Annotated in this window: 19 protein-coding genes and 1 tRNA gene; 14 read left to right on the top strand and 6 right to left on the bottom strand. The window is 64.9% G+C overall.

Annotation, left to right across the window (positions count from 1 at the left end; all coding sequences use genetic code 11):
- Positions 1 to 247: 247 nt before the first annotated feature.
- Both ABZ677_RS19805 and ABZ677_RS19800 read right to left on the bottom strand, forming a co-directional pair.
- Positions 248 to 883, bottom strand: a complete 636-nt coding sequence (locus ABZ677_RS19805; RefSeq protein WP_358372453.1) for a hypothetical protein — start codon at positions 881 to 883, stop codon at positions 248 to 250.
- A gap of 426 nt (positions 884 to 1309) precedes the next feature.
- Positions 1310 to 1382 (bottom strand) — tRNA-Arg (locus ABZ677_RS19800).
- 160 nt (positions 1383 to 1542) lie between these two features.
- Here ABZ677_RS19800 and ABZ677_RS19795 point away from each other — a divergent pair.
- Complete coding sequence (locus ABZ677_RS19795; protein WP_358372451.1) at positions 1543 to 2700, top strand: XdhC family protein; 1158 nt, start codon at positions 1543 to 1545, stop codon at positions 2698 to 2700.
- A gap of 44 nt (positions 2701 to 2744) precedes the next feature.
- On the top strand, positions 2745 to 4838 hold the full coding sequence (locus ABZ677_RS19790; RefSeq protein ID WP_358372448.1) for a cytochrome c oxidase assembly protein: 2094 nt from the start codon (positions 2745 to 2747) through the stop codon (positions 4836 to 4838).
- Positions 4839 to 4850: 12 nt separating this feature from the next.
- Here ABZ677_RS19790 and ABZ677_RS19785 read toward each other — a convergent pair whose 3' ends face one another.
- Positions 4851 to 5276, bottom strand: coding sequence for a MarR family transcriptional regulator (locus ABZ677_RS19785; RefSeq protein WP_052047913.1), 426 nt, complete (start codon positions 5274 to 5276; stop codon positions 4851 to 4853).
- 130 nt (positions 5277 to 5406) lie between these two features.
- Between ABZ677_RS19785 and ABZ677_RS19780 the strand changes: the two genes are divergently transcribed.
- The 8 genes from ABZ677_RS19780 (at position 5407) to ABZ677_RS19745 (ending at position 16861) form a co-directional block, all read left to right on the top strand.
- Positions 5407 to 7155, top strand: a complete 1749-nt coding sequence (locus ABZ677_RS19780) for an ABC transporter ATP-binding protein (protein ID WP_358372444.1) — start codon at positions 5407 to 5409, stop codon at positions 7153 to 7155.
- Between the two features lie 10 nt (positions 7156 to 7165).
- A complete protein-coding gene (locus ABZ677_RS19775; RefSeq protein ID WP_358372441.1) occupies positions 7166 to 7816 on the top strand; it encodes a YigZ family protein in 651 nt (216 codons plus the stop codon).
- A 165-nt stretch (positions 7817 to 7981) separates the two neighbouring features.
- On the top strand, positions 7982 to 8455 hold the full coding sequence (locus ABZ677_RS19770; protein ID WP_358372438.1) for a single-stranded DNA-binding protein: 474 nt from the start codon (positions 7982 to 7984) through the stop codon (positions 8453 to 8455).
- A gap of 125 nt (positions 8456 to 8580) precedes the next feature.
- Entirely contained in the window at positions 8581 to 10260 is a 1680-nt protein-coding gene (ettA, locus tag ABZ677_RS19765) for an energy-dependent translational throttle protein EttA (RefSeq protein ID WP_032402531.1), read from the top strand.
- Between the two features lies 1 nt (position 10261).
- The gene (locus ABZ677_RS19760; RefSeq protein WP_358372435.1) at positions 10262 to 10672 is read left to right on the top strand and encodes an acyl-CoA thioesterase; all 411 of its coding nucleotides are present in this window, start codon (positions 10262 to 10264) and stop codon (positions 10670 to 10672) included.
- 139 nt (positions 10673 to 10811) lie between these two features.
- Complete coding sequence (locus ABZ677_RS19755; protein ID WP_358372432.1) at positions 10812 to 15650, top strand: NAD-glutamate dehydrogenase; 4839 nt, start codon at positions 10812 to 10814, stop codon at positions 15648 to 15650.
- A 64-nt stretch (positions 15651 to 15714) separates the two neighbouring features.
- Entirely contained in the window at positions 15715 to 16179 is a 465-nt protein-coding gene (locus ABZ677_RS19750) for a thioesterase family protein (protein WP_052047860.1), read from the top strand.
- Complete coding sequence (locus ABZ677_RS19745; protein WP_037193180.1) at positions 16172 to 16861, top strand: hypothetical protein; 690 nt, start codon at positions 16172 to 16174, stop codon at positions 16859 to 16861. The genes ABZ677_RS19750 and ABZ677_RS19745 overlap by 8 nt, the downstream gene beginning before the upstream one ends.
- Here the strand turns inward: ABZ677_RS19745 and ABZ677_RS19740 are convergent.
- A complete protein-coding gene (locus tag ABZ677_RS19740) occupies positions 16858 to 18441 on the bottom strand; it encodes a glycoside hydrolase family 13 protein (RefSeq protein ID WP_358372428.1) in 1584 nt (527 codons plus the stop codon). The two genes, ABZ677_RS19745 and ABZ677_RS19740, sit on opposite strands and share 4 nt — an antisense overlap.
- 211 nt (positions 18442 to 18652) lie before the next feature.
- On the opposite strand from ABZ677_RS19740, the gene ABZ677_RS19735 reads away from it, so the two are divergent.
- Positions 18653 to 19120 (top strand): cupin domain-containing protein, encoded by a 468-nt coding sequence (locus ABZ677_RS19735; protein WP_358372425.1) that lies wholly within the window; start codon positions 18653 to 18655, stop codon positions 19118 to 19120.
- 19 nt (positions 19121 to 19139) lie between these two features.
- Here ABZ677_RS19735 and ABZ677_RS19730 read toward each other — a convergent pair whose 3' ends face one another.
- Positions 19140 to 19535, bottom strand: a complete 396-nt coding sequence (locus ABZ677_RS19730; protein WP_037193178.1) for a globin — start codon at positions 19533 to 19535, stop codon at positions 19140 to 19142.
- A gap of 50 nt (positions 19536 to 19585) precedes the next feature.
- Positions 19586 to 20545: a mechanosensitive ion channel family protein gene (locus ABZ677_RS19725; protein ID WP_052047912.1), complete on the bottom strand. Its 960-nt coding sequence runs from the start codon at positions 20543 to 20545 to the stop codon at positions 19586 to 19588.
- A 231-nt stretch (positions 20546 to 20776) separates the two neighbouring features.
- On the opposite strand from ABZ677_RS19725, the gene ABZ677_RS19720 reads away from it, so the two are divergent.
- The 3 genes from ABZ677_RS19720 (at position 20777) to ABZ677_RS19710 (ending at position 22235) form a co-directional block, all read left to right on the top strand.
- Positions 20777 to 21439, top strand: a complete 663-nt coding sequence (locus ABZ677_RS19720) for an HNH endonuclease (RefSeq protein WP_358372421.1) — start codon at positions 20777 to 20779, stop codon at positions 21437 to 21439.
- Between the two features lie 81 nt (positions 21440 to 21520).
- Positions 21521 to 21772 carry a hypothetical protein gene (locus ABZ677_RS19715; protein ID WP_037193173.1) on the top strand — a complete coding sequence of 84 codons (252 nt, stop codon included), beginning with the start codon at positions 21521 to 21523 and terminating at the stop codon, positions 21770 to 21772.
- Complete coding sequence (locus ABZ677_RS19710; RefSeq protein WP_037193172.1) at positions 21759 to 22235, top strand: DUF5130 family protein; 477 nt, start codon at positions 21759 to 21761, stop codon at positions 22233 to 22235. The genes ABZ677_RS19715 and ABZ677_RS19710 overlap by 14 nt, the downstream gene beginning before the upstream one ends.
- The last annotated feature ends 114 nt before the right edge of the window (positions 22236 to 22349 follow it).

The raw sequence follows: 22349 nt of genomic DNA, 5'->3' as shown, positions 1-22349 counted from the left end.
ACTATGAAATGGCCTATCTGTGTTGACAGTGCTTATTCGGCAGGCCACATCAAGGCGGTGGGCGTATCTGTTCGGACTTAAAGAGCCTGACGGGGCTGGGTTCTCTATCGGTGTCACAGTAGCTGATTTCGTCATCACCTTAATGACACCCCTTGCGGAGGGTCAATCTGCAGAGAATGTTGGAGTTTAGGTAGAACTGCGAGAAATGCGTTCTGTAGATTTATGCACTTTCTGTACACCACCCGGCTTAGGTTTCACGCCACTTGTAGTGCATGTTCGACGCCAATACCTCGTGTGCAAACTGGCGAACGAGCGCGCGATGCATATTGGGAGCATGAACGTCTACGCCTTGCTCGAATGGTGGTTCGGCCCCGCCATACTCAAGGTTTCCCACGATGCTTAGCCCTTGCAGTCCGCGTCGAAGTGTCTCGTAATACGGCTCCAGCTCTCTATCTACGTGAGCGCCCCCGTCTTTGTCCGCCATACTCAGAATGACGTCTTTGCGCGAATAGACCTTGTCTTCGTAACGAAATATCGGTTCGCCAGTCCACCAACTTTCGAAGGTCGCTTCGTTGAACTGATCTCCGAGTTGTGGCTGAGTTGTGACCGGCTGCGGACTGTTGAGGTCGATCTTTATTTGCAGCAGGTCTCGCCAATCATTGTTGTTGTAGATCGCGCTTGTGAGCATGGATGTGTCCTGAAGCCCCAGATGTGACAGCACGGAGACGTTGTTGCGACCTTTGGTATGCAGCAGAACTCGCAGCGTGGTTGCAAGCCGGGCTGCTTCGTCTTCGTGTCCTGAGTCGTAGCTCTCGCACGAGCGCTTCAGATAACCGAGTTGGCTGTCCAACTGTTCGTGGAAACGCTCGGTGTCGGGGCTCACGGTCTCATTGTGCTTTAACGCGGCGAACCTCAGCGTCGCGACATGCGGCCGACTGGCAGCGGGTCGTGCCGACCCCATCGACTCGGGGTGTCTGAGCCAGCGACTTAGGTAGTGGTCCACGAAGGGCGTGAGGGCGAGGATCACGAGCAGGTAGGCGAAGGCGACTGCGAAGTCCAATGCAGATCTCCTGGGGACGGTGGGGCTCGAAAGCGACCCGGCCCACAGCCAGCAGTCAGAATGCATCGACGGCGACCGGGATCGAGAGCGCTTCGAGAGCGACCCGGCCCGAGGCCAGCAGTTGCCAGGACAGAGTATCCCGGCGGCGAGCGCGCAGACGCTGCGACACGCGCGGGGCCCGTTCCGAACCCGAAGTGCACCGTGTGTCAACGAGCGACCGAATTACCAACGTTTCCACTGGTCAGAGAGTGCCCCCGGCAGGATTCGAACCTGCGACCAAGGGATTAGAAGGCCCTTGCTCTATCCCCTGAGCTACGGAGGCTGGCGCATGCGGGCGGACCCGCGCGAGCACGGTTGACGAGTGTACCTCCCTGCATACTGGGTCGGCGCAGGCATGGGTTCGCACGGAAATGGGTGGATACCGATTGCGCGGGTAAGACTGTGAACTCGGAATCGTTCCGACCGATGCCGAAGGAGTTTCGATGCACGACATCCTGGACGAGGTACTGCACATCTGGCAGTCCGGCGACGTGGCAGCGGTCGCGACGGTGATCCGCACCTTCGATTCCGCACCGCGTCCCGTCGGAGCGTCCATGGTCGTCGGCTCGGACGGTGCCGTTGCCGGCTCGGTCTCGGGCGGCTGCGTCGAGGGTGCGGTCTACGAACTCGCACAGGACGTGCTGGATTCCGGCGCCCCGGTACTCACTCGATACGGGATATCCGACGACGATGCCTTTGCCGTCGGGCTCACGTGCGGCGGAACGCTCGACGTATTCGTGCAGGGGATCTCCCGGCGCACGTTTCCCGAATTCGAGGCCCTCGTCGCGGACGTTCGCGGCAACGTGGCCGTGGCGATGGCGACAGTCGTCGCACACGCCGATCCGGAACGGCTCGGCCGCAGGATCGTCGTCGGAGAATCGGGCACCCGAGGCTCGCTCGGCAGCGAGCGCGCCGACGCTGCCGTCGCCGACGATGCGAAAGGACTTCTCGCCGCAGGCCGTTCGGCTGTCCTGACCTACGGGCCCGACGGCCAGCGACGGGGGGAGGGGATGGAAGTGTTCGTCTCGAGCCACGCTCCGCCGCCGCGGATGCTGGTGTTCGGAGCCATCGATTTCGCTGCCGCGGTGGCGCAGCAGGGTGCCTTTCTCGGTTACCGCGTCACCGTCTGCGACGCACGGGCAGTCTTCGCCACCCCGCAGCGGTTTCCCGCCGCCGAGCAGGTCGTGGTCGCGTGGCCGCACGACTATCTGTCCGAGCAGTTCGCAGCAGGGGAAGTGGACGAACGCACCGTCGTCTGTGTGCTGACCCACGACCCCAAATTCGACGTGCCGCTGCTCGAAGTGGCGTTGCGCATTCCCTCTCTGGCGTTCGTCGGTGCGATGGGATCGCGCCGTACCCACGACGACCGCACGGCACGGTTGCGTGCGGCGGGTCTGACGGAGACAGAGCTCACTCGTCTGGCCAGTCCGATCGGGCTCGATCTCGGGGCTCGGACGCCTCAGGAGACAGCGGTATCGATCGCAGCGGAGATCATCGCCCACCGTTGGGGCGGTACCGGTGAACCGCTGCGCGCCCGACACGGTCGCATTCATCACGACGTGACCGAAGCCGCGCGCACGACCGAGTACGACGCTCTGTAGGACTCGCGTTTCGAGTACCGTCGATCACCTCTTACTCTGGTGGTATGGCAACACCGGATCTCGAGAAGACCGAACCCTCGACCGCCGAACTCCGCGCGGACGATGTCCGGACGGATGATGTCCGGACGGATGATGGTTCGACGAACGAAGATCCGCGTTCAACCACGACGACGGTGTTCGTCACTGCCGGGGTCATCGCCGGTGTGGTTGCCGCGCTCATCGTGATGCTGTCGGCCTCCGACGCGCTGGTGCTGTTGGGCATTCCGGATCCGGGCCCGGCCACGACCTACGGTCTGCCCGCCCTGCGGGCAATAGGTGAGATCGCCGCCGTCATCGCCATCGGATCGTTTCTGCTGGCCGCGTTCCTCGTGCCGCCGCAGAAGAACGGCGTGCTCGACGTCGACGGCTACCGTGCCGTGCGCACCGGTTCGGTCGCCTCGATCGTCTGGGCCGTCTGTGCACTGCTCCTGGTGCCGCTGACACTGTCCGACACCTCGGGGCAGCCGTTCTCCGAAGCCATCAAGCCGGCGAACCTCTGGATCGCACTCGACCAGGTGGAGATCGCCAGTGCCTGGCGTTGGACGGCCATCATGGCCGTTGTGCTCGCCATCGCGTCACGCACGGTGTTGCGGTGGGCCTGGACGCCCGCACTGCTCGGATTCTCCCTGGCGACGCTGCTGCCCATCGCGCTGAGCGGACACTCCTCGGCGGGCGGATCGCACGACATCGCCACCAACAGCCTGATCCTGCACCTCGGGGCCGCGTCGCTGTGGGCGGGCGGACTGTTCGCGCTGCTGGCTCACGTTCGCAGGCGCGGTGCGCATGCCGATGTCGCGGCTCGCCGATTCTCCACGATCGCCGGAGTCTGTTTTGTGGTGATGGGCATCAGCGGCGTCATCAACGCCCTGGTCCGCGTCTCGATCGCAGACCTGTTCACCACCACCTACGGCCTGCTGATCGTGGGCAAGATCGTCGCCCTGATCGTGCTGGGCGGCTTCGGCTGGATGCAGCGTCGCCGCGCACTACCGGCCCTGGTCGCCGATCCCTCGGCCCGCGGGCCGCTGCTCCGCTTCGCCGGTGCCGAGGTACTCGTCCTCGCGGCGACCATCGGGCTGGCCGTCGGGCTCGGCCGCACACCGCCCCCCGCCGAGATCGACCCCGACCTCACGACCACGGAGGCGGCTCTCGGGTACAACCTCAGTGGCCCGCCGACGTTCGCGCGCATGGCTCTCGACTGGCGCTTCGATCTGATCTTCGGCACCGCCGCGATCGTCATGGCCGTGGTGTATCTGATCGGAGTCCGCCGTCTGCGGCTGCGCGGCGACGCGTGGCCCGTCGGTCGTACCGTCGCCTGGGTCCTGGGCTGCCTCACGCTTCTGATCAGTACGTCCTCGGGAATCGGTCGCTACTCCACGGCCGTGTTCAGCGTGCACATGACCGGGCACATGATGCTCTCGATGCTGGCGCCGGTCCTCCTCGCGCTCGGTGGTGCGCTGACGCTGGCATTGCGGGTACTGCCTGCGGCAGGCAAGGACGGCGTGCCCGGACTGCGCGAATGGCTGCTGATCGGACTGCACAGCCGGATCTCGCAGTTCCTGACCCATCCGCTCGTCGCCTCGCTGATCTTCGTCGGCGGCTTCTACGTCATGTACCTCGGCGGCATCTTCGGAGCGGTCCTGGACAGTCACGGCGCACACCTGCTGATGAACCTGCACTTCGTACTCAGCGGGTACCTGTTCTACTGGACCGTCATCGGCGTCGATCCGTCTCCGCGCAAGATCGCGCCCGTCACCAAACTCGCCGTCGTGTTCGGTTCGCTGCCGTTCCATGCCTTCTTCGGTGTGGCGCTGATGAGCATGAACACCGTGATGGGTGCCTGGTTCTACCGGACGCTCGGGCTGGACTGGAACTCCGACCTGCTCGGGGATCAGAAGCTCGGCGGCGGTATCGCCTGGGCCACGGGCGAGGTGCCGCTGGTGCTCGTCATGCTGGCGTTGCTGATCCAGTGGTCTCGCAGCGACGATCGCGATGCCCGCCGCGGCGACCGCGCCGCCGAGCGCGATCACGATGCCGAACTGGCCGCGCACAATGCGATGTTCGCCGAGCTCGCTCGACGTGATCGGACCGGCGAGCACTAGTCGGCGGGCGGTTCAGCCGGTCTCGGCGATCTTGCTCAACAATCGGTTCAGCTCGATGCGTTCCGCCGGCTCCAGGCCGTCGAACATTTCCGACGACACCTGACGGCGCGCGTCGTCGATTCTGTCCAGCAGCGCACGGCCGGTGTCGGTCAGCTCCACCAGGACGGCTCGCCGATCGCTCGGATCCTGTTGCCGCGTCACCAGGTGCGCCGCCTCGAGGGAGTCGACGATGTCGGTGGCCGATCGCGCGACGATGCGCAGGTGCTCGGCGAGATCGCGCAGTCGCACGGACTCGGGCTCGCGCGCCAACACGTGCAGGGCGCGGCTCTGCGAAGGATTGAGCCCGAACGGTTCCAACGCAGTCATGTGGCTGCGCCTGATCTGCCGCGCGACGGCCATGAACTGCTCGCTCAGGTTGGGCGAGTGTCCGGTTTCCATGTACGGGATCATAGCGACGGTTGCTCGTTACCTCATAGTGAGGTAGCCTCTGCATATTACTTCAGCTACCACGGAGGTCTACTTGGAAAGCCGACCCGAACGTTCTCTCCTCGCGTCCGACCCAGCACCCGTGCGCCGAGTCCTGGCTCTGTTCACGCCTTACCGACGCCGGATCGCAGTCGTCAGCGCGATCATCGTCGTCAGCGCGATCATCGCGCTCGCATCCCCACTGCTTCTCCGCGAACTCCTCGATCATGCGATACCCGACCGCGACGTCACACTCGTCAGCCTCATCGCACTCGGCATGATCGCAGTTGCAGTCGCCACCAACACCCTCGGTGTCGTGCAGACCTGGATGTCCAACGGCGTCGGTCAACGACTCATGCACGATCTCCGCGTCCAGGTCTACTCGCACCTGCAACGCCAATCCCTCGGATTCTTCGCGCGCACCCGCACCGGCGAGGTTCAGTCACGCATCGCCAACGACATCGGCGGCATGCAATCGGTGGTCACCAACACCGCAACGTCCATCGCGCAGAACGCGACGACCGTTGCCGCAACGGTGGTCGCACTCTTCCTGCTCGACTGGAAGCTCGCCACGTTCTCGTTGATCATCCTGCCGGTCTTCGTTCGAGTCGCCCGCCGCATCGGCGACGAGCGGCGCAAGATCTCGACGAAACGACAGAAGTTGCTCAGCGACCTGTCGGTGCAGATCGAGGAATCGCTCTCGGTCAGCGGCATTCTGCTGGGCAAGACCACCGGTTCCGCCCAGGCACTCACCGACAAGTTCGCCGACCGATCCCACGAGGTCGCCGGCGTCGAACTCGCGGCCATGATGGCAGGGAAGTGGCGCATGGCCACGATCCAGATCAGCTTCGCCGTCATGCCGGCCCTGGTGTACTGGTTCGCCGGCATCACCATCGGGCAGGGGAGCGCACTGACGATCGGAACCCTGGTCGCGTTCACCGCTCTGCAAACCCAATTGTTCCGGCCCACCATGCAATTGCTCAACACCGGCGTCGAGGTGCAGGCCTCGCTCGCCCTGTTCGGCCGAGTGTTCGAGTACCTCGATCTACCGATCGACGTGGCCGAGCCCACTCACCCGGTGGCGCTGCCCCGCGAGACCGTCCGTGGAGACGTCGCCTTCCGTGCCGTCGACTTCACCTACACCGCAGCAACGGTCCCGACGCTGAGCGGCATCGACCTCGAGGTACCGGCGGGCAGCACGCTCGCTCTCGTCGGCGCAACCGGCTCCGGCAAGACGACGTTGGGCTATCTCGTTGCGCGGCTGCACGATCCGACGGCCGGATCGGTGACCATCGACGGTATCGACCTGCGCGAGATGGCGTCGGAGACCATCGCCGACCTGGTCGGTGTCGTCTCGCAGGAGACGTACCTGTTCCATGCCACGATTCGGGAGAACCTGCGATTCGCCAAACCCGACGCCACCGACGAGGAGATTGTCGTGGCCGCCCGAACGGCACAGATCCACGACTTCATCGACGGCCTCGACGACGGCTACGACACCATGGTCGGCGAACGCGGGTACCGCTTCTCGGGAGGTGAGAAGCAGCGCATCGCCATTGCGCGGACCGTGCTGCGCAACCCGCCGATCCTGGTGCTCGACGAAGCGACGAGCGCCCTCGACAATCGCACCGAACGCGCAGTGCAGACCGCGCTCGACGGCCTGATGAAAGGGCGAACGACCATTCTCATCGCGCATCGACTGTCCACGGTGCGCTCTGCGGACCGCATCGCAGTTCTCGACCACGGCGTCGTTCGCGAGGTCGGAACCCACGAGTCCCTGTTGGAGGACGACGGTATGTACGCCCAATTGGTCCGAGCCGCAGACGATGTGGTGGACAGTGTGGCTGCATGAGAGTGATCGGGTGACCCCACTTCGTACCATCTCGAGCCGCGTCGAGTGCGAGACCGAGGTCAAGAAGTCCAGGTTCGTCGCCGTCGTCGATCGCGCGTCGACCGAAGCGGAGGCGCGGGCCGTGATCGCCGCGGCTCGCAAGGCCGATCCCGCTGCCGGACATCATTGTTCGGCGTTCATCGTGGATTCCTCGGCAGATGATCCGCTCGCCGACCCGATGCAGAGCATCGAGCGATCCAACGACGACGGTGAACCGAGCGGGACGGCAGGCACGCCCATGCTCGACATGCTGCGTGGGCATCACCTGACCAACGTCGTTGCGGTCGTCAGCAGATACTTCGGCGGAACAAAGCTGGGCACCGGAGGACTGGCCCGTGCCTACGGCGGAGCGGTGACCGAGGCGTTGTCCCGAGCGATGTTCCTGACCCGGGAGCGACGCGAGATCATGACTCTCGAACTCGACCACGCCGAGGTCGGTCGCGTGGAATCGGAATTGCGCGGGCACGGAGTTCTTGTGCTCGGCACCTCGTACGGCGCGTCCGCGGTACTGACCGTCGCGGTTCCGGACGCCGATTCGATTGCGGCGCTTGTTGCTTCGCTCACTGCGGGTCGCGTGATCCCCACGCTCGACGGCCATATGTACGCCGAAATTCCCGACTAGCACACCGCCCCGACATTCTCGGGTCGCGCGGGCCCCGATTCGGGTCGTTCATCCACAGGACGGGCGGTTGTCCACATTTCGCCAACTCGTTCACCACGGACGTTCCCCGCGTAGCAGTGTCGATCTCGATCGCAATCACGCGACATCGATCGAGGGGAAGACACCATGTACGAAGCACAGTGCGCAGTTGTCGGAACGGTCATCACCAATCCCGTCAAGCGCTCCACACCTACCGGCGACGAGGTCCTCAGCTTCCGGATGGCCAGCAACGCCCGACGTCAGGACCGCAACACCGGCGAGTGGACCGACGGCGGAACCCTGTACCTGACGGTCACGTGCTGGCGTCGCCTGGTGCGCGGCGTCGGAGCGTCGCTGATGAAGGGTGACCCGATCGTTGCCTACGGGCAGCTGCGGACCAACGAGTACACCAACCGTGACGGAGTCGAACGCGCCGATCTCGAGATGCGGGCCAGTGCCGTCGGACCGGATCTCGCGCGCTGCAACGTCTCGATCCATCGGACGAAAACGGTGTCATCCGACGCTCCGACGGACGGCGATTTGGAAGCGACCGAACCTGTGGACGGGGATCGGGATCACGATCGCATCGACGACGACGTGCGCGAGTCCGTCCCTGCCTGAGGGCTCGCTGCATCCGCCGTCCACGCTGCATCGGAACCTGCGATCGAGTGTGGACGGCGGCTGCGCGTCGGGCCCCGCTCGGGCGGTGGTGCCGGAGACCCGCTCGCACCGATAAGCTGGGCATCATGGCTGAATTCATTTACACCATGAAGAAGGTGCGCAAGGCGCACGGCGACAAAGTCATCCTCGACGACGTGACGATGAGCTTCTATCCGGGAGCGAAGATCGGCGTCGTCGGCCCCAACGGCGCCGGTAAGTCCAGCATCCTCAAGATCATGGCGGGAATCGATCAGCCCGGAAACGGTGAGGCGTTCCTCGCTCCCGGTGCCTCGGTCGGCATCCTCATGCAGGAACCGGTCCTCGACGACACCAAGACCGTTCGCGAGAACGTCGAGGACGGTCTCGGCGAGACGATGGTCCAGCTCAAGCGGTACAACGAGATCGCCGAGTTGATGGCCACCGACTACTCCGACGAGCTGATGGAAGAGATGGGCGAGCTGCAGGAAAAGCTCGATCACGCCGATGCCTGGGAGATCGACTCTCAGCTCGAGCAAGCGATGGACGCGCTGCGCTGCCCGCCGCCCGAGTCGCCCGTCACCAACCTCTCCGGTGGTGAGAAGCGCCGCGTGGCGCTGTGCAAGCTGCTGCTGAGCAAGCCGGATCTGCTGCTGCTCGACGAACCGACCAACCACCTCGACGCCGAGAGCGTGCTGTGGCTCGAGCAGCACCTGGCCGCATACGCAGGCGCTATCCTCGCCGTCACTCACGACCGGTACTTCCTCGACCACGTCGCGCAGTGGATTGCCGAGGTCGACCGTGGACACCTGTACCCGTACGAGGGCAACTACTCCACGTACCTGGAGAAGAAGGCCGAGCGTCTCGAGGTCTCGGGCAAGAAGGACCAGAAGCTGCAGAAGCGACTCAAGGACGAACTCGCCTGGGTTCGTTCCGGTGCCAAGGCGCGTCAGGCCAAGAGCAAGTCTCGTCTGGCTCGCTACGACGAGATGGTGGCCGAGGCCGAGAAGACCAGGAAGCTCGACTTCGACGAGATCCAGATCCCCAACCCGCCGCGCCTCGGCGACGTCGTGGTGGAGGTCAAGAGCCTGGACAAGGGCTTCGACGGCCGCGTGCTGATCAAGGACCTCTCGTTCACGTTGCCCCGCAACGGAATCGTCGGCGTCATCGGCCCCAACGGCGTCGGCAAGACGACGCTGTTCAAAACCATCGTCGGCCTCGAGGAGCCGGACGGCGGCGAGGTCAAGATCGGTCAGACCGTCAAACTCAGCTACGTCGACCAGAACCGCTCGGGCATCGACTCGAAGAAGACGGTGTGGGAAACGGTGTCCGACGGCCTCGACTTCATCACCGTCGGCAGCTCCGAGTTCCCGTCCCGCGCGTACATCAGCTCGTTCGGATTCAAGGGCCACGATCAGCAGAAGCCTGCCGGAGTGCTCTCCGGTGGTGAGCGGAACCGTCTGAACCTGGCGATGACGCTCAAGCAGGGCGGCAACTTGATCCTGCTCGACGAACCGACCAACGACCTCGACGTCGAAACGCTCGGATCGCTCGAGAACGCGCTCGAGGAATTCCCCGGTTGCGCCGTGGTCATCTCGCACGACCGGTGGTTCCTGGACCGCACCTGCACCCACATCCTGGCCTGGGAAGGTGGCTTCGGCGACAACGAGGCCGCGTGGTACTGGTACGAGGGCAACTTCGAGGGCTACGAGGCCAACAAGGTCGAACGCCTCGGACCCGACGCGGCCCGTCCGCATCGCGTCACGCACCGGAAGCTGACCAGGGACTGACATGCCGGCAAGAACCTTCACCTGCACACTTCAGGTGCGGTGGGGTGATTCCGACCGTCTCGGCCACGTCAACAACACCCGCTTCGTCGAATACCTCCAGGAAGGCCGCGTTCAGTTCCTGAACGCGGTCTTCGGGGGGCCGGGGGTGCGTGGCGCAGCGGTGGTACGCAAGTTGACCACCGATTTTCTGCATCCGATTCTCGACGACTCGGGTCCGCTGACGATCGAGCTGTGGATCACCCGCGTCGGGACCACCTCGTACGGCGTCCGGCACGTGGTGACCGACCGCGACGGAAAAGTCTGCGCCGATGCCGAGGCGTTGATGGTCGCCTTCGATCTCGATACCTCGTCGTCGCGTCCTCTGGACGAAAGCGAGCGCGGTCTGCTCGCCGAGTACCTCCACGTCGGATAGAGCTGTCGACCGGTTCTGACGCGCTGGGTCCGCGAGGTCACTGCGGTAACAGGGTGTTCGACACTAAGGTCGAGGAGTCATCGACGACCGGCGATCGGCGGGCGTCGGGAAAATCCTCACGAGGGAGTACTCGAACACCATGCCACGCTCGCTGGACCTGCCCGACAACGACTGGGCCGACGGCCTCGACGACCGACTCCTGGCCGAGCTGGCGACACTGCGTACCGAGTATTTCGAGCACGTGGACACGACGGCAGTCGGGGCGTCCGCGCACACTCCCGACACCACGTCCTTTCATCGACATGTTCGGTTGGCCGCTCGGCGGCTGCCCGAGACCGCGAACGTGGCGGTCCATCGACCCAGCGAGTCGAGTTCGGCTGCCCATCAGGCCGCGGGCAGCTACCTGCAGATCGTCACCGACGACATGCCGCTTCTCGTCGAGTCGGTCATCTCGCTGCTCTCGAGACTCGGCATCGAGTACACCGACGTGGTTCATCCCATTCTGTCGGTCGCCCGCGACGCCGACGGAGAGCTGACGGGTCTGGCCGCCGACGGCCGACGCGAATCCTGGATTCACGTCCAGCTGCATCCCTCCACCTCCGATGACGCCCTCGCCCGCGTCGAGTCGGAGGCGAGCCGGGTATTGGCCGACGTGCGTCAGGTGGTCGGCGACACCGATCGCATGCGTCGGGTGCAGGCCGAGGTGGCCGATCTCCTCGACGGTGCGGCCCCGCGGGCCGGTGATGCGGAGTCCGACATCGCCGTCGAACATCGCGACGCAGCCGCGTTGCTGCGTTGGCTCGGCGACGGGCACTACACGCTCCTCGGGTACCGCCGGTACCGGCTCGGCGGCGTCGACGGCGCACGGACGGCCACCGGCGACGAGTCGAGCAGCCTCGGTGTGTTGCGCGACGCGGCGCACGACGTGGACGGTTCGGAACCGCTCGGTCGGCGCGACCTCGTCGCCCTGACGCAGGGAGCGAGTCCGGCCACGGTGCACCGCGCCGTCTACCCCTACTTCGTGAGTGTCCTCGACGCCGAGAACTCCGCCGAACACCGCTTCGTCGGAGTCTTCACCGTCACCGCCCTGCACGAGAACGTGCTCGACATTCCGGTGATCGAGCGTCGGGTGCGCTCGGTGATCGCCCGGGCCGGTCATGATCTCGGGTCGTTCTCGGGTCAGGCGATGCTCGAGGTGCTGCAGTCGATGCCGCGCTCGGAACTCTTCGCCACCTCGGCAGCCTGGCTGTTCGAGACCGCGAGTGCTGTTCTGGCACTGGGCCGTCGGCGCAAGGTCAAGCTGTTCGTCCGGCCCGATGCCAGCGGGTCCTTCGTCTCCGCGCTGGTGTACTTGCCGCGAGATCGCTACACCACCCGTGTTCGCCTCGCCATTCAGGATCGGTTGCTCCGCGAGCTGGGCGGTACCTCTCTCGATTACACGGCGCGCGTGACGGAATCGGACCTGGCTCTGTTGCACGTGACCGTCCGTCGCGCGCCGGGAACGGCGTCGACGGAGCTCGCTGCCGAGGACATCACCCGGATCGAGGCGGCTCTCACCGAGACCACCAGAACCTGGGAGGACTCCCTCGGCGACGCCGTCTCGCTCGACCGCACCGTCGACCCGCTGCGGATTCAGCGGTACACCGAGGCGTTCCCCGAGGCCTACAAGCAGGATTTCAGTCCGGCTCGGGCCGTGACCGACATCGCTCGCCTCGAAGCGCTCGGCGACGAGTCGATCGACATGCAGCTCTACCGCAACGAGCAGTCCGCCGTGGGCAGCTGGCGTTTCTCGCTGTACATCGGCGGCGCGGGCGTCTCGTTGTCTCAGGTGTTGCCCATCCTGCAGAGCCTCGGCGTCGAGGTCGACGACGAACGGCCGTACCCCGTGGTGCGGCCGGACGGAATGTCCTGCTGGATATACGATTTCGGGCTCTCCGCTTCACGTGAGATGCTGCGCTCGGCAATCGACGGTGACATCGACGCGGAGTTGTCCGAGGCAGGCACCGCCGATCGCGAGAGCCGAGTGCAGCACCGCTTCACCGACGCGTTCGCCGCAGTGTGGAGCGGCGAGGCGGAGGCAGACCGGTTCAACGAGCTGGTCATGCGCGCCGGCCTGCACTGGCGGCAGGCAGTGGTGTTGCGTGCGTACGCGAAGTACCTGCGCCAGGCCGGTTTTCCCTACAGCCAGTTCAACATCGAAGGTGTGCTGCTGACGCATCCGCGCACTGCCCGATTACTGGTCGGGTTGTTCGAGGCGCAGTTCGATCCCGAGGCGAGCTCGGAGGAGAACGCGCAGTCGATCGGCACCCAGCTGGGGGAACTGATCGACGAGGTCGTCAGTCTCGACGCCGACCGAATTCTGCGCAGCATGTTCGAGCTGATCCGCGCGACCTTGCGCACCAACTACTTCGTCGTGGGAGTCGACGGCGAACATCGCGAGTACCTCTCGCTCAAGTTCGATCCGCAGTCGATCGCCGAATTGCCCAAGCCGAAGCCGAAATTCGAGATCTTCGTGTACTCGCCCCGCGTCGAAGGTGTGCACCTGCGGTTCGGGGCCGTGGCCCGTGGCGGACTGCGCTGGTCGGATCGACGTGAGGACTTCCGGACCGAAATCCTCGGACTCGCCAAGGCCCAGATGGTCAAGAACGCCGTGATCGTGCCGGTCGGAGCCAAGGGTGGATTCGTCGTCAAGCGGCCTCCGGTCGTGACCGGTGACGCCGATCGAGATCGTCAGGCCCATGCCGAGGAAGGCAAGGCCTGCTACCGACTGTTCATCGCCGGGTTGCTCGACATCACCGACAATCTCGACCGCGCTACCGGAACGGTGACGGTTCCCACCGGCGTCGTACGCCGCGACGGAGACGACACCTATCTCGTCGTGGCCGCGGACAAGGGAACCGCGACATTCTCCGACATGGCCAACGACGTGGCCGCGAAGTACGGCTTCTGGCTCGGCGACGCCTTCGCCTCCGGTGGTTCGGCCGGCTACGACCACAAAGCCATGGGCATCACTGCCAAGGGCGCGTGGGAGAGCGTCAAACGACACTTCCGAGAGCTCGGAATCGACACGCAGAGCCAGGATTTCACCGTCGTCGGCGTCGGAGACATGAGCGGGGACGTGTTCGGCAACGGCATGTTGCTCAGCCGGCACATTCGCCTGCTCGCCGCCTTCGATCATCGGCACATCTTTCTCGATCCCGACCCCGAGCGTGAGTCCTCGTTCGCCGAACGGGAGCGGTTGTTCGCGCTGCCGCGGTCGTCGTGGGCGGACTACGACACCTCGCTCATCAGTGCGGGCGGTGGTGTGTGGGAGCGAACGCGCAAGTCGGTCCCGATCAGTGCGGCCGCGCGCGCAGCACTCGGGCTGGGGGATTCCGTGGACGCGCTGTCTCCGCCGGAGCTGGTGAACGCAATCCTTCGGGCTCCGGCCGACCTGCTGTGGAACGGCGGAATCGGCACGTACATCAAGGCGTCGACGGAGACCAATGCCGAGGTCGGCGACAAGGCCAACGACGCGGTGAGGGTCGACGGAATCGACGTCCGCGCTGCGGTGGTGGGGGAGGGCGGCAATCTCGGTGCCACCGCGCTGGGCCGCATCGAATACGCCGCGGCCGGAGGCAAGATCAACACCGATGCCGTCGACAACTCCGCCGGCGTCGACTGTTCCGATCACGAGGTCAACATCAAGATCCTGTTGGAAACGGCCATCACCAACGGCAACCTCGCGCGCGAGGATCGGGACGAGCTGCTCGCGTCCATGACCGACGAGGTGGGCAGGCTGGTGTTGTGGGACAACATCATGCAGAACGAGTTGCTCGGCACGTCCAGGTTCGACGCACCGAGCCTGGTCACCGTGCACAGTCGGGTGATCGAGGATCTGGAAGTGCGCCGAGGGCTCGACCGTGAGCTCGAGGCGCTACCGACCGACGCCGACCTACGACGACGCAAGCAGGACGGCCGAGGGCTGACCTCGCCGGAACTGGCGACGTTGATGGCTCATGTGAAGTTGGCGTTGGAAGCGGAGCTGCTCGACAGCGAACTTCCCGACAGTGACGTCTTCGCTCCGCGGCTACCCAAGTATTTCCCGGAGCCGCTGCGCGAGCCGTATGCCGACGCGATCACCGCGCATCCTCTGCGGCGGCAACTGGTGGCCACGACGCTGTCCAACGAGGCCATCGATTGCGGCGGGATCACTTTCCCCTACCGATTGACCGAGGATTCGGGTGCGGCCGGCACCGACGCCATTCGCGCGTTCGCTGCCGCCACCGAGATATTCGGACTCGACGAGGTGTGGAACTCGATCAGGGCAGCGGACGTGCCGACGGCGGTCTCGGCCGAACTGTTGCTCGAGTCGCGGCGCATGCTCGACCGCGTCTCGCGCTGGCTGCTCGCCAACCGTCCGCAGCCGCTGGCCGTCGGAGCCGAGATCAGCCGGTACGCCGGTCAGGTGCGGGCACTGCAGCCGTCGGTGTCCACGTGGATCTCCGGGCATCAAGCGAGCGATCTGGATTCGCGATCGGCTGCGGCGATCGAACGCGGCGCGCCGGCCGAGCTGGCACGTCGGATCTACGGATTGCTCGATGTGTACTGCCTGCTCGACATCATCGATATCGCCGACATCGTCGACCGGGACGGAGCCGAGGTCGCCGAGCTGTACTTCGCCCTCGACGCGCACATCGGGATCGACTGGTTGCTCACCGCGGTGTCCAAGCTGGCCCGCGGCGACCGCTGGCATTCGTTGGCGCGCTTGGCGCTTCGTGACGATCTGTATTCCTCGTTGCGAGGAATCACCCAGGCCGTACTGGCGGGCGGTGAGCCGGAGGAGACGGTTGCGGAGAAGATCGCGGAATGGGAGTCGACCAACTCGTCCCGCCTGGCGAGGTCTCGTGCGGCGTTGACCGAGATCGCCGAGTCGGGAACCCTCGACCTGGCCACCCTGTCGGTCGCTGCCCGACAGGTCCGCAACATGGTGCCCTGACCTACCGCACCCCATCGCAACTGCCGACACCGCCGACACTCGACCGAGAAGAGGGAACGACCACGTGAGTGTGCCCGACGCCCATCTGTCCGACAAACGACCTGCCACCCAGCGAGTGGGCTTTCACGCCACCGTCGATGTCCGGTGGTCGGATATGGACGTGTACCAACACATCAACCATGCCCGGATGGTCACGCTCCTCGAAGAGGCACGGATTCCCTGGCTGTTGGTGGACGGGAGGCCGACGGCGAATCTGCGCCACGGAGCGGTGATCGCGGATCTGCACGTGAAGTATCGGGGCCAGCTCCGGCACGAGGACGGCCCCCTCGACGTCTTCATGTGGATCGACGCCGTGCGGGCGGTGGACTTCGTCGTCGGATACGAGGTGCGGGCCCGTGGTGCTTCACTGGACACCCCTGCGGCCGTGGTGGCGTCGACGCAGATCGCGGCGTTCGACATCGATGCGCAGCGGTTGCGTCGGCTCACCCCGACCGAGCGTGAGTTTCTCCTGAGCTGGCAGCGTGTATGAGCGCGTACTGACCGTGCCCGATGCGGTCGAGCGGGAGAACCTCGCGACGTTCTGCACCAGGGCGCTGCGTCTGGACGAAGCTGCGGTGATCCGTATGCGGACCCGAGCGGGCGGCGGTGTGTCCTGCTGGGCCGCAACGGGTTTCGATGCGCTCGCGGCTCGGGTGATCACCGGAACCGTTGTGCCCGACGACACCAGCGCCGGTGCCGACGTGTTGGTCGCGGCAGTCCAGCAGGCGGTCGACGGTGTGATCGACCCGGGATTCTCGATGGATTCCGCCTGGCGCGGTGCCCTGCCGCCGGACGGCGGATTCGGCCACGTCGACGATGTGCCCGCCAGGGTGCTCGTGGAGCTCGCGCAACGTGGCGTCGCGCTGGCCAAGGAACACGGCAGCAGTCACGGACCGCCGAGTTCGTTGCTCGAACAGGAAGTTCTGCACGTCGCGGGCGACAGCGACGACGTCTCGATCTCCATGCGGACGGTATTCGCGCTCACCGCAATGGGTTTCGTTCCACACAGTGGCACCGATCCGATGACTGTCGACGTGGACCCGGATCGGATCGCGCCCGACGAGGTGGTTCGTGTGCGGGTGTCGAAGGTCTGGCTACGCCTCGATGCCCGCTACGGCTCGGTCTTCGCTCGTCGCGCGGGACAGCAGTTGTCGCTCACCGTCGAGCGTTAGACGAGCCACGCAGCAGCGTTCGCCGGAAGCCTGCCGTCCACCAGTGGAGCACTGGCCAGCAACAACTCGCCGGGAGGCAGCGGGATCGATTCCTCCGACGCGTTCAAGGCGCAGATCAGGCCGCCGCGTCGACGAAACGCCAGGCAGCCGGGAGGTGCTCCGTACCAATCGATTCCGTTGCCGGTGAACTCCGGTCGCAGAGCCCGCAGCTCGAAGGCGGTCCGGTAGAGGCTCAGCATCGAATCGACGTCTTCGAGTTGAGCCTCTGCGGTGTACCCGTCCCACTCCGGCGGCATCGGCAGCCAGGTTCGATCGGTGGCGGAGAACCCGAACGGCGGTGTGTGCCCCTCCCATGGCATCGGCACTCGGCAGCCGTCGCGGCCACGCTCGGCGTGCCCGGATCGCTCCCACACCGGATCCTGCAACGCACTGTCGGGAAGTTGCACGTTGGGCAACCCGAGTTCGGCACCGTTGTACACGAAAATCGTTCCGGGAAGCGCCAATTCCACCAGGATCATGGCGCGGGAGCGCGCCCGACCGAGCTCCCCACCGCCGTACCGGGTGACCTCGCGCTCGACGTCGTGGTTCGACAACGTCCACGTGGGAGTTCCGTCGACCAGTTCTACTGCGGCAAGGGAATTGGAGATGGCATCGCGGATGGTCGCGGCATCGAAATCGACACTGGCCAGCCGGAAGTTGAAGCCCAGGTGTAACTCGTCGGGCCTGATGTACTCGGAGAAGCGCACATTGTCCTGCACCCAGATCTCGCCCACGGTCACCGCGTGGGGGAACTCGTCCATGACGGCTCTGATGCGTCGATGCAGGTCGTGGACCCGAGGATTGTTGAACCGGGGATCGTCGTCGTCGTTCTTCATCAATGCGTTGAGTTCGAGACTCATGTCGGCCAGGTCCACCGGTTTGGCCATGCCGTGCGCCACATCGAGTCGGAAGCCGTCGACACCGCGGGAAAGCCAGAACCTCAGGGTGCGCGCGAAATCGTCGAACACCTCGGTATTGTTCCAGTTCAGATCCGGCTGTTCGGGCGCGAAGATGTGCAGGTACCACTGGCCGGGGGAGCCGTCGGCCTCGGTGATGCGAGTCCAGGCCGGTCCGCCGAAGATGCTCGGCCAGTTGTTCGGTGGCTGCGAACCGTCGTCACCACGTCCGTCTCGAAAGATGTAGCGGGCTCGCTCGGCACTCCCGCGCGCTGCCGTCAGGGCCGATCGGAACCACGGGTGCTCGCTGCTGGTGTGATTGGGCACCAGATCCATCGTGACCTTGATGTCGCGCGCATGAGCTTCGTCGATCAACGCGTCGAAGATCTCCAGGTTGCCGAACAGGGGGTCGATGTCACGGGGATCGGACACGTCGTACCCGTGATCGGCCATGGGCGACCGGGTGATGGGTCCGATCCAGACTGCGTCGATGCCCAGTAGCTCGAGATAGCCGAGCTTGTCGCGAATTCCGTCGAGGTCACCGATGCCGTCGCCGTTGGAGTCCGCGAACGAGCGGGGATAGATCTGGTAGAAGACGGCATCCTGCCACCACAACAGCTCGGAGCTTTCGATCGGATCGGTCACAAGGGGCAATAGTGCCAAACGATCGGCCGCGGAACGATTCAGGGGCGTCGGGCACGATCGGAAAGCGGAATTACAGGTCAACCAACAGTAAAGCTTTGTGCTCATTCACATGACCGACTCCTGTCAGTTCGTTGGGAAAGTGTTGTATGTTCTGCTCTGGAAACCAGTAGCGGCGGAAGCCGCGCCCGACGGTGAGGACGCGACGGAAACCATGATCACTTCGACCATCGAAGCCGTACGACTCGGCGATATCGCGCTCGACGACAGCCCCATCGAGCCGGCCTGGATTCTCGACGGAAACCCGCAGGCGCGGCTCGCCGAGTGGTCGAAGAGCATCGACGGCACCACCACCACCAACGTGTGGGACTGCACGGCAGGACGCTTCCGCTGGTACTTCGCCGTCGACGAGATCGTGCACATCATGGACGGTTCGGTGACCGTCTCGAGTGACGACCACGAACCGCGCACCCTGCTCCCCGGTGATGCCGCACTGTTCCGTGCGGGCACCTGGTCGGAGTGGCACGTGGAGAACTACGTACGCAAGCACGCCATCCTGCGCCAGCACCTGCCCGCGCCCGTGAGCTTCGCTCTCAAGATGGCCGGTTCCGTTCGCGCCCGCGTGGGGAAGCTCAAGGCCGCCGTCGGCGGTAAGAGCCCGCAGCGCGTCGGATCGCTGTAGCCCACGCCGCTCCGGACCGTCAGATCGCCGAGTTCATCATCGAATTGGCGGCCATCTCCATGTAGTCGATCAACTGGGCTCGGTGTGCGGAGTCCATGACCTCGGTGCCAATCGACGCGATCGCGATGTGCATGCAACGAAGCCACGCGTCTCGCTCCATCGGTCCGATCCGAAACGGGTTGTGGCGCATCCTCAATCGAGGATGACCGCGCTCGTCGGAATACGTCCGCGGACCGCCCCAGTACTGCTCGAGAAACATCCGCATCCGCCGTTCGGCCGGTGCGAGATCCTCCTCGGGATACAACGGTCGCACTATCTCGTCCTTGGCGACTTCCTCGTAGAACTTCGCCGTGAGTGACCGGAACGTCTCGGCACCGCCTACCGCGTCGTAGAACGTCTGCTGCGGTTCGGTCATCACACTCTCTCTGTTCGATCCTGGTCGGCGTCGGTCACGTTCATTGTCCCTCAGCTGCTGCGTTCGACCGCAACCCCACCCGGACGGCCCAGTGCGTACGGTGCCTTGATGTCGGCATCGTCGAATGCCTGGAGTATCTCCTGGTGGAGTCGTCGCTGTACGGCCCATTGGCGTCCGGGGCGGGTCTTGATCGTGATACGGATGGTGACCGTGTCGGCGCTGACCGCGTTGACTCCGAGCATCTCGGGCGGCTCGAGGATGTCGCTGGCGAAGTCCTTCGACTCCACCACCGCCAGTGTGGTGCGTTCGGCGACTGCGCGGGCCTCGTCGATGTTGGCCGTGTGCGACACGGGCAGATCGAGAACGGCGACCGCGAAGCCCTGACTCATGTTGCCCACGCGCAGCACCTCGCCGTTGCGGCAGTACCAGACCGTGCCGTTGACATCCCTGATCGTCGTGACACGCAATCCCACGCTCTCGACCGTGCCGGTCGCTTCACCGAGGTCGACGACGTCGCCCACTCCGTACTGATCCTCGAGGAGCATGAAGATGCCCGACAGGAAGTCGCGGACCAGGTTCTGAGCACCGAAGCCCAACGCGACACCGACGATTCCGGCCGAGGCGATGAACGGAGCGACATTGACTCCCACGACATCGAGCACCGAGAGCACGAACCACGTGAGAATCATGACCGAGACGGCCGACTTGAGCACCGAGCCGATCGTGTTGGCCCGTTGTTTGCGTCGCTCGTTGAGAATTGCACCCTTGACGGTGCTCGACGACCGGTCGCGGAGCGGACGCAGCAGCGTCGGAGCCTTCCCGACGTTGTTGCGGGTGAATCGGTCGATCAGTTTGTGCAGGACGAGGCGCAGCACGATGGCGAGGGCCAGATAGCCCAGAGCCTGCAGCGGACGATCGACCAACCAGTCGCGTCCGGTCTCCGTCAGCTCGAAAGCTCTGGTGTCGAGATCTCGCAACAGCGACGGTTCGGGAAGGGACGATGCGGACAGGAAGGTTGATACGGACACCCGAAAAGTCTACGGAGACGCAGAAATCTTGCCAGTCACGCAGCGCATGGAGCCGTCGATCGTCGATCGTGAACGCGAGGACGCGAAATGTTCACCGATCGGCAACAGAAAATGCCGAGAAAAAGGCTGTGCGTGGACGGTGCATTCGTGTTCCACTGTGACTCGTGTTCCACGCAAGCCATGCGCGGGCGCCAACTGTCTCTGGAGTAACGCATGAAGAACTCGCAACACCGCCATCGACAACTCCCGCCCACTGAGGGCCGCACCACGCACGACCAGCGTGAGACGGCCTCGGGGGCTTCTCCGCTGCGTGTGGTGCCGACGGCCCACAGTGCCATGGGCGACGACGCCGTACCGGCGTGGGTCAAGCGCCGTGTGCTGCTCCTCAATGCCACCTTCGAACCACTGACCGCGCTTCCCATGCGCCGGGCGGTGGTTCTTCTCGTTTGTGGGAAAGCCGACGTGGTGCACGACGATCCGGGAGGGCCGTTCATTCGGTCCGCCGACTTCTCGGTCCAGGTGCCGTCGGTGATCAGGTTGCGGACGTTCGTCCGTGTTCCGTACCGAGCGCGAGTGCCGATGACGCGCGCAGCGCTGATGCACCGCGACCGGTTTCGGTGCGCGTACTGCGGAAGCAAGGCCGAGACCGTCGACCACGTGGTGCCGCGCAGCCGTGGCGGTGGCCACTCGTGGGAGAACTGCGTCGCCTGCTGCGCCTCGTGCAACCATCGCAAGGCGGACAAGCTGCTCAGTGAGATCGGTTGGACGTTGCGCGCCCAATTGGTGCCGCCGAAGGGTCCGCACTGGCGACTGCTGGCGACGACGAAGGAGCTGGACCCCAGTTGGCTCGCGTATCTCGGTGAGGGCGCTGCCTGACGCGGGCGCGTCTGCACAGTTGGGTCACAACACCGGCCCCGACGTGGTCCGACGCGCAATTGTCGACTAACGTCACACCCTGTGAGCATTTTTGAGACCACGCTGATATTCGGGGTGATTCCGGTTGCGGTGATCGGACTCATCGGCGCGTTGTCCTTCTTGACCGACAAGCAGCCCGGTATGGACGTTCCCCCCTACCGACTGACGGACGAGTGGACGCGCGAGCCATTGCTGTGGAGTGCTACGGACGAGGTGACTCCCTTCGGAGGCCACGGTTCGCACGACGCCGACACAGCCGATTCGATCGGAGGTTCTGCAAGTGGCAAGTGGTGAACTCGTCCGCAGTGACGTCAGAGAAGAAGACCTGCCCTTCGGTGCTGCGCTCACCGCGAGTGGCCGCGTCTCGGCTGCTCACGAGTTCGGGACGACCAATCCCGAGCACCTGCCGTTCGCGACGCAAGATTTGGTTGCGCTCGACGACGCACTCACGCAGGCGATCCGGCAGACCAAGATCCGGTTCAACGTCTACATCGGTGATCTCGGCGTCGATCCCGCCGCGGGTGCTGATTCGGTGTTTCCCGGCACACCCGATGCCATCCGCTCGGTCCTGATCGCCGTCGACCCCAATCGGCATGCCCTCGAGATCCGCACCGGCAAGCGAGTGTCCAACCGAGCCACCGACCGGGTTGCACAGTTGGGTGTCACCGCCGCGCTCGGCCCGTTCCGCGACGGCAACCTCATCGACGGTCTGGTCGCGTCCGTTCGGGTGATGGCCGCGTCCATCCTCAGCCCGTAGCGCTTCGGCTCCGGACCGCGCACCTACGACGAGGGCCGGTTGCTCGCGCCTCGAAGTGTCGAGGACGGGGCGTCTGACCGACGCCTCGCACACTCTCGGTGTGGACCACACCAC

The organism is Rhodococcus sp. NPDC006774 (assembly GCF_040636045.1).
GTDB lineage: Bacteria > Actinomycetota > Actinomycetes > Mycobacteriales > Mycobacteriaceae > Rhodococcoides.
This window is presented reverse-complemented; position numbering and strand designations above follow the sequence as displayed.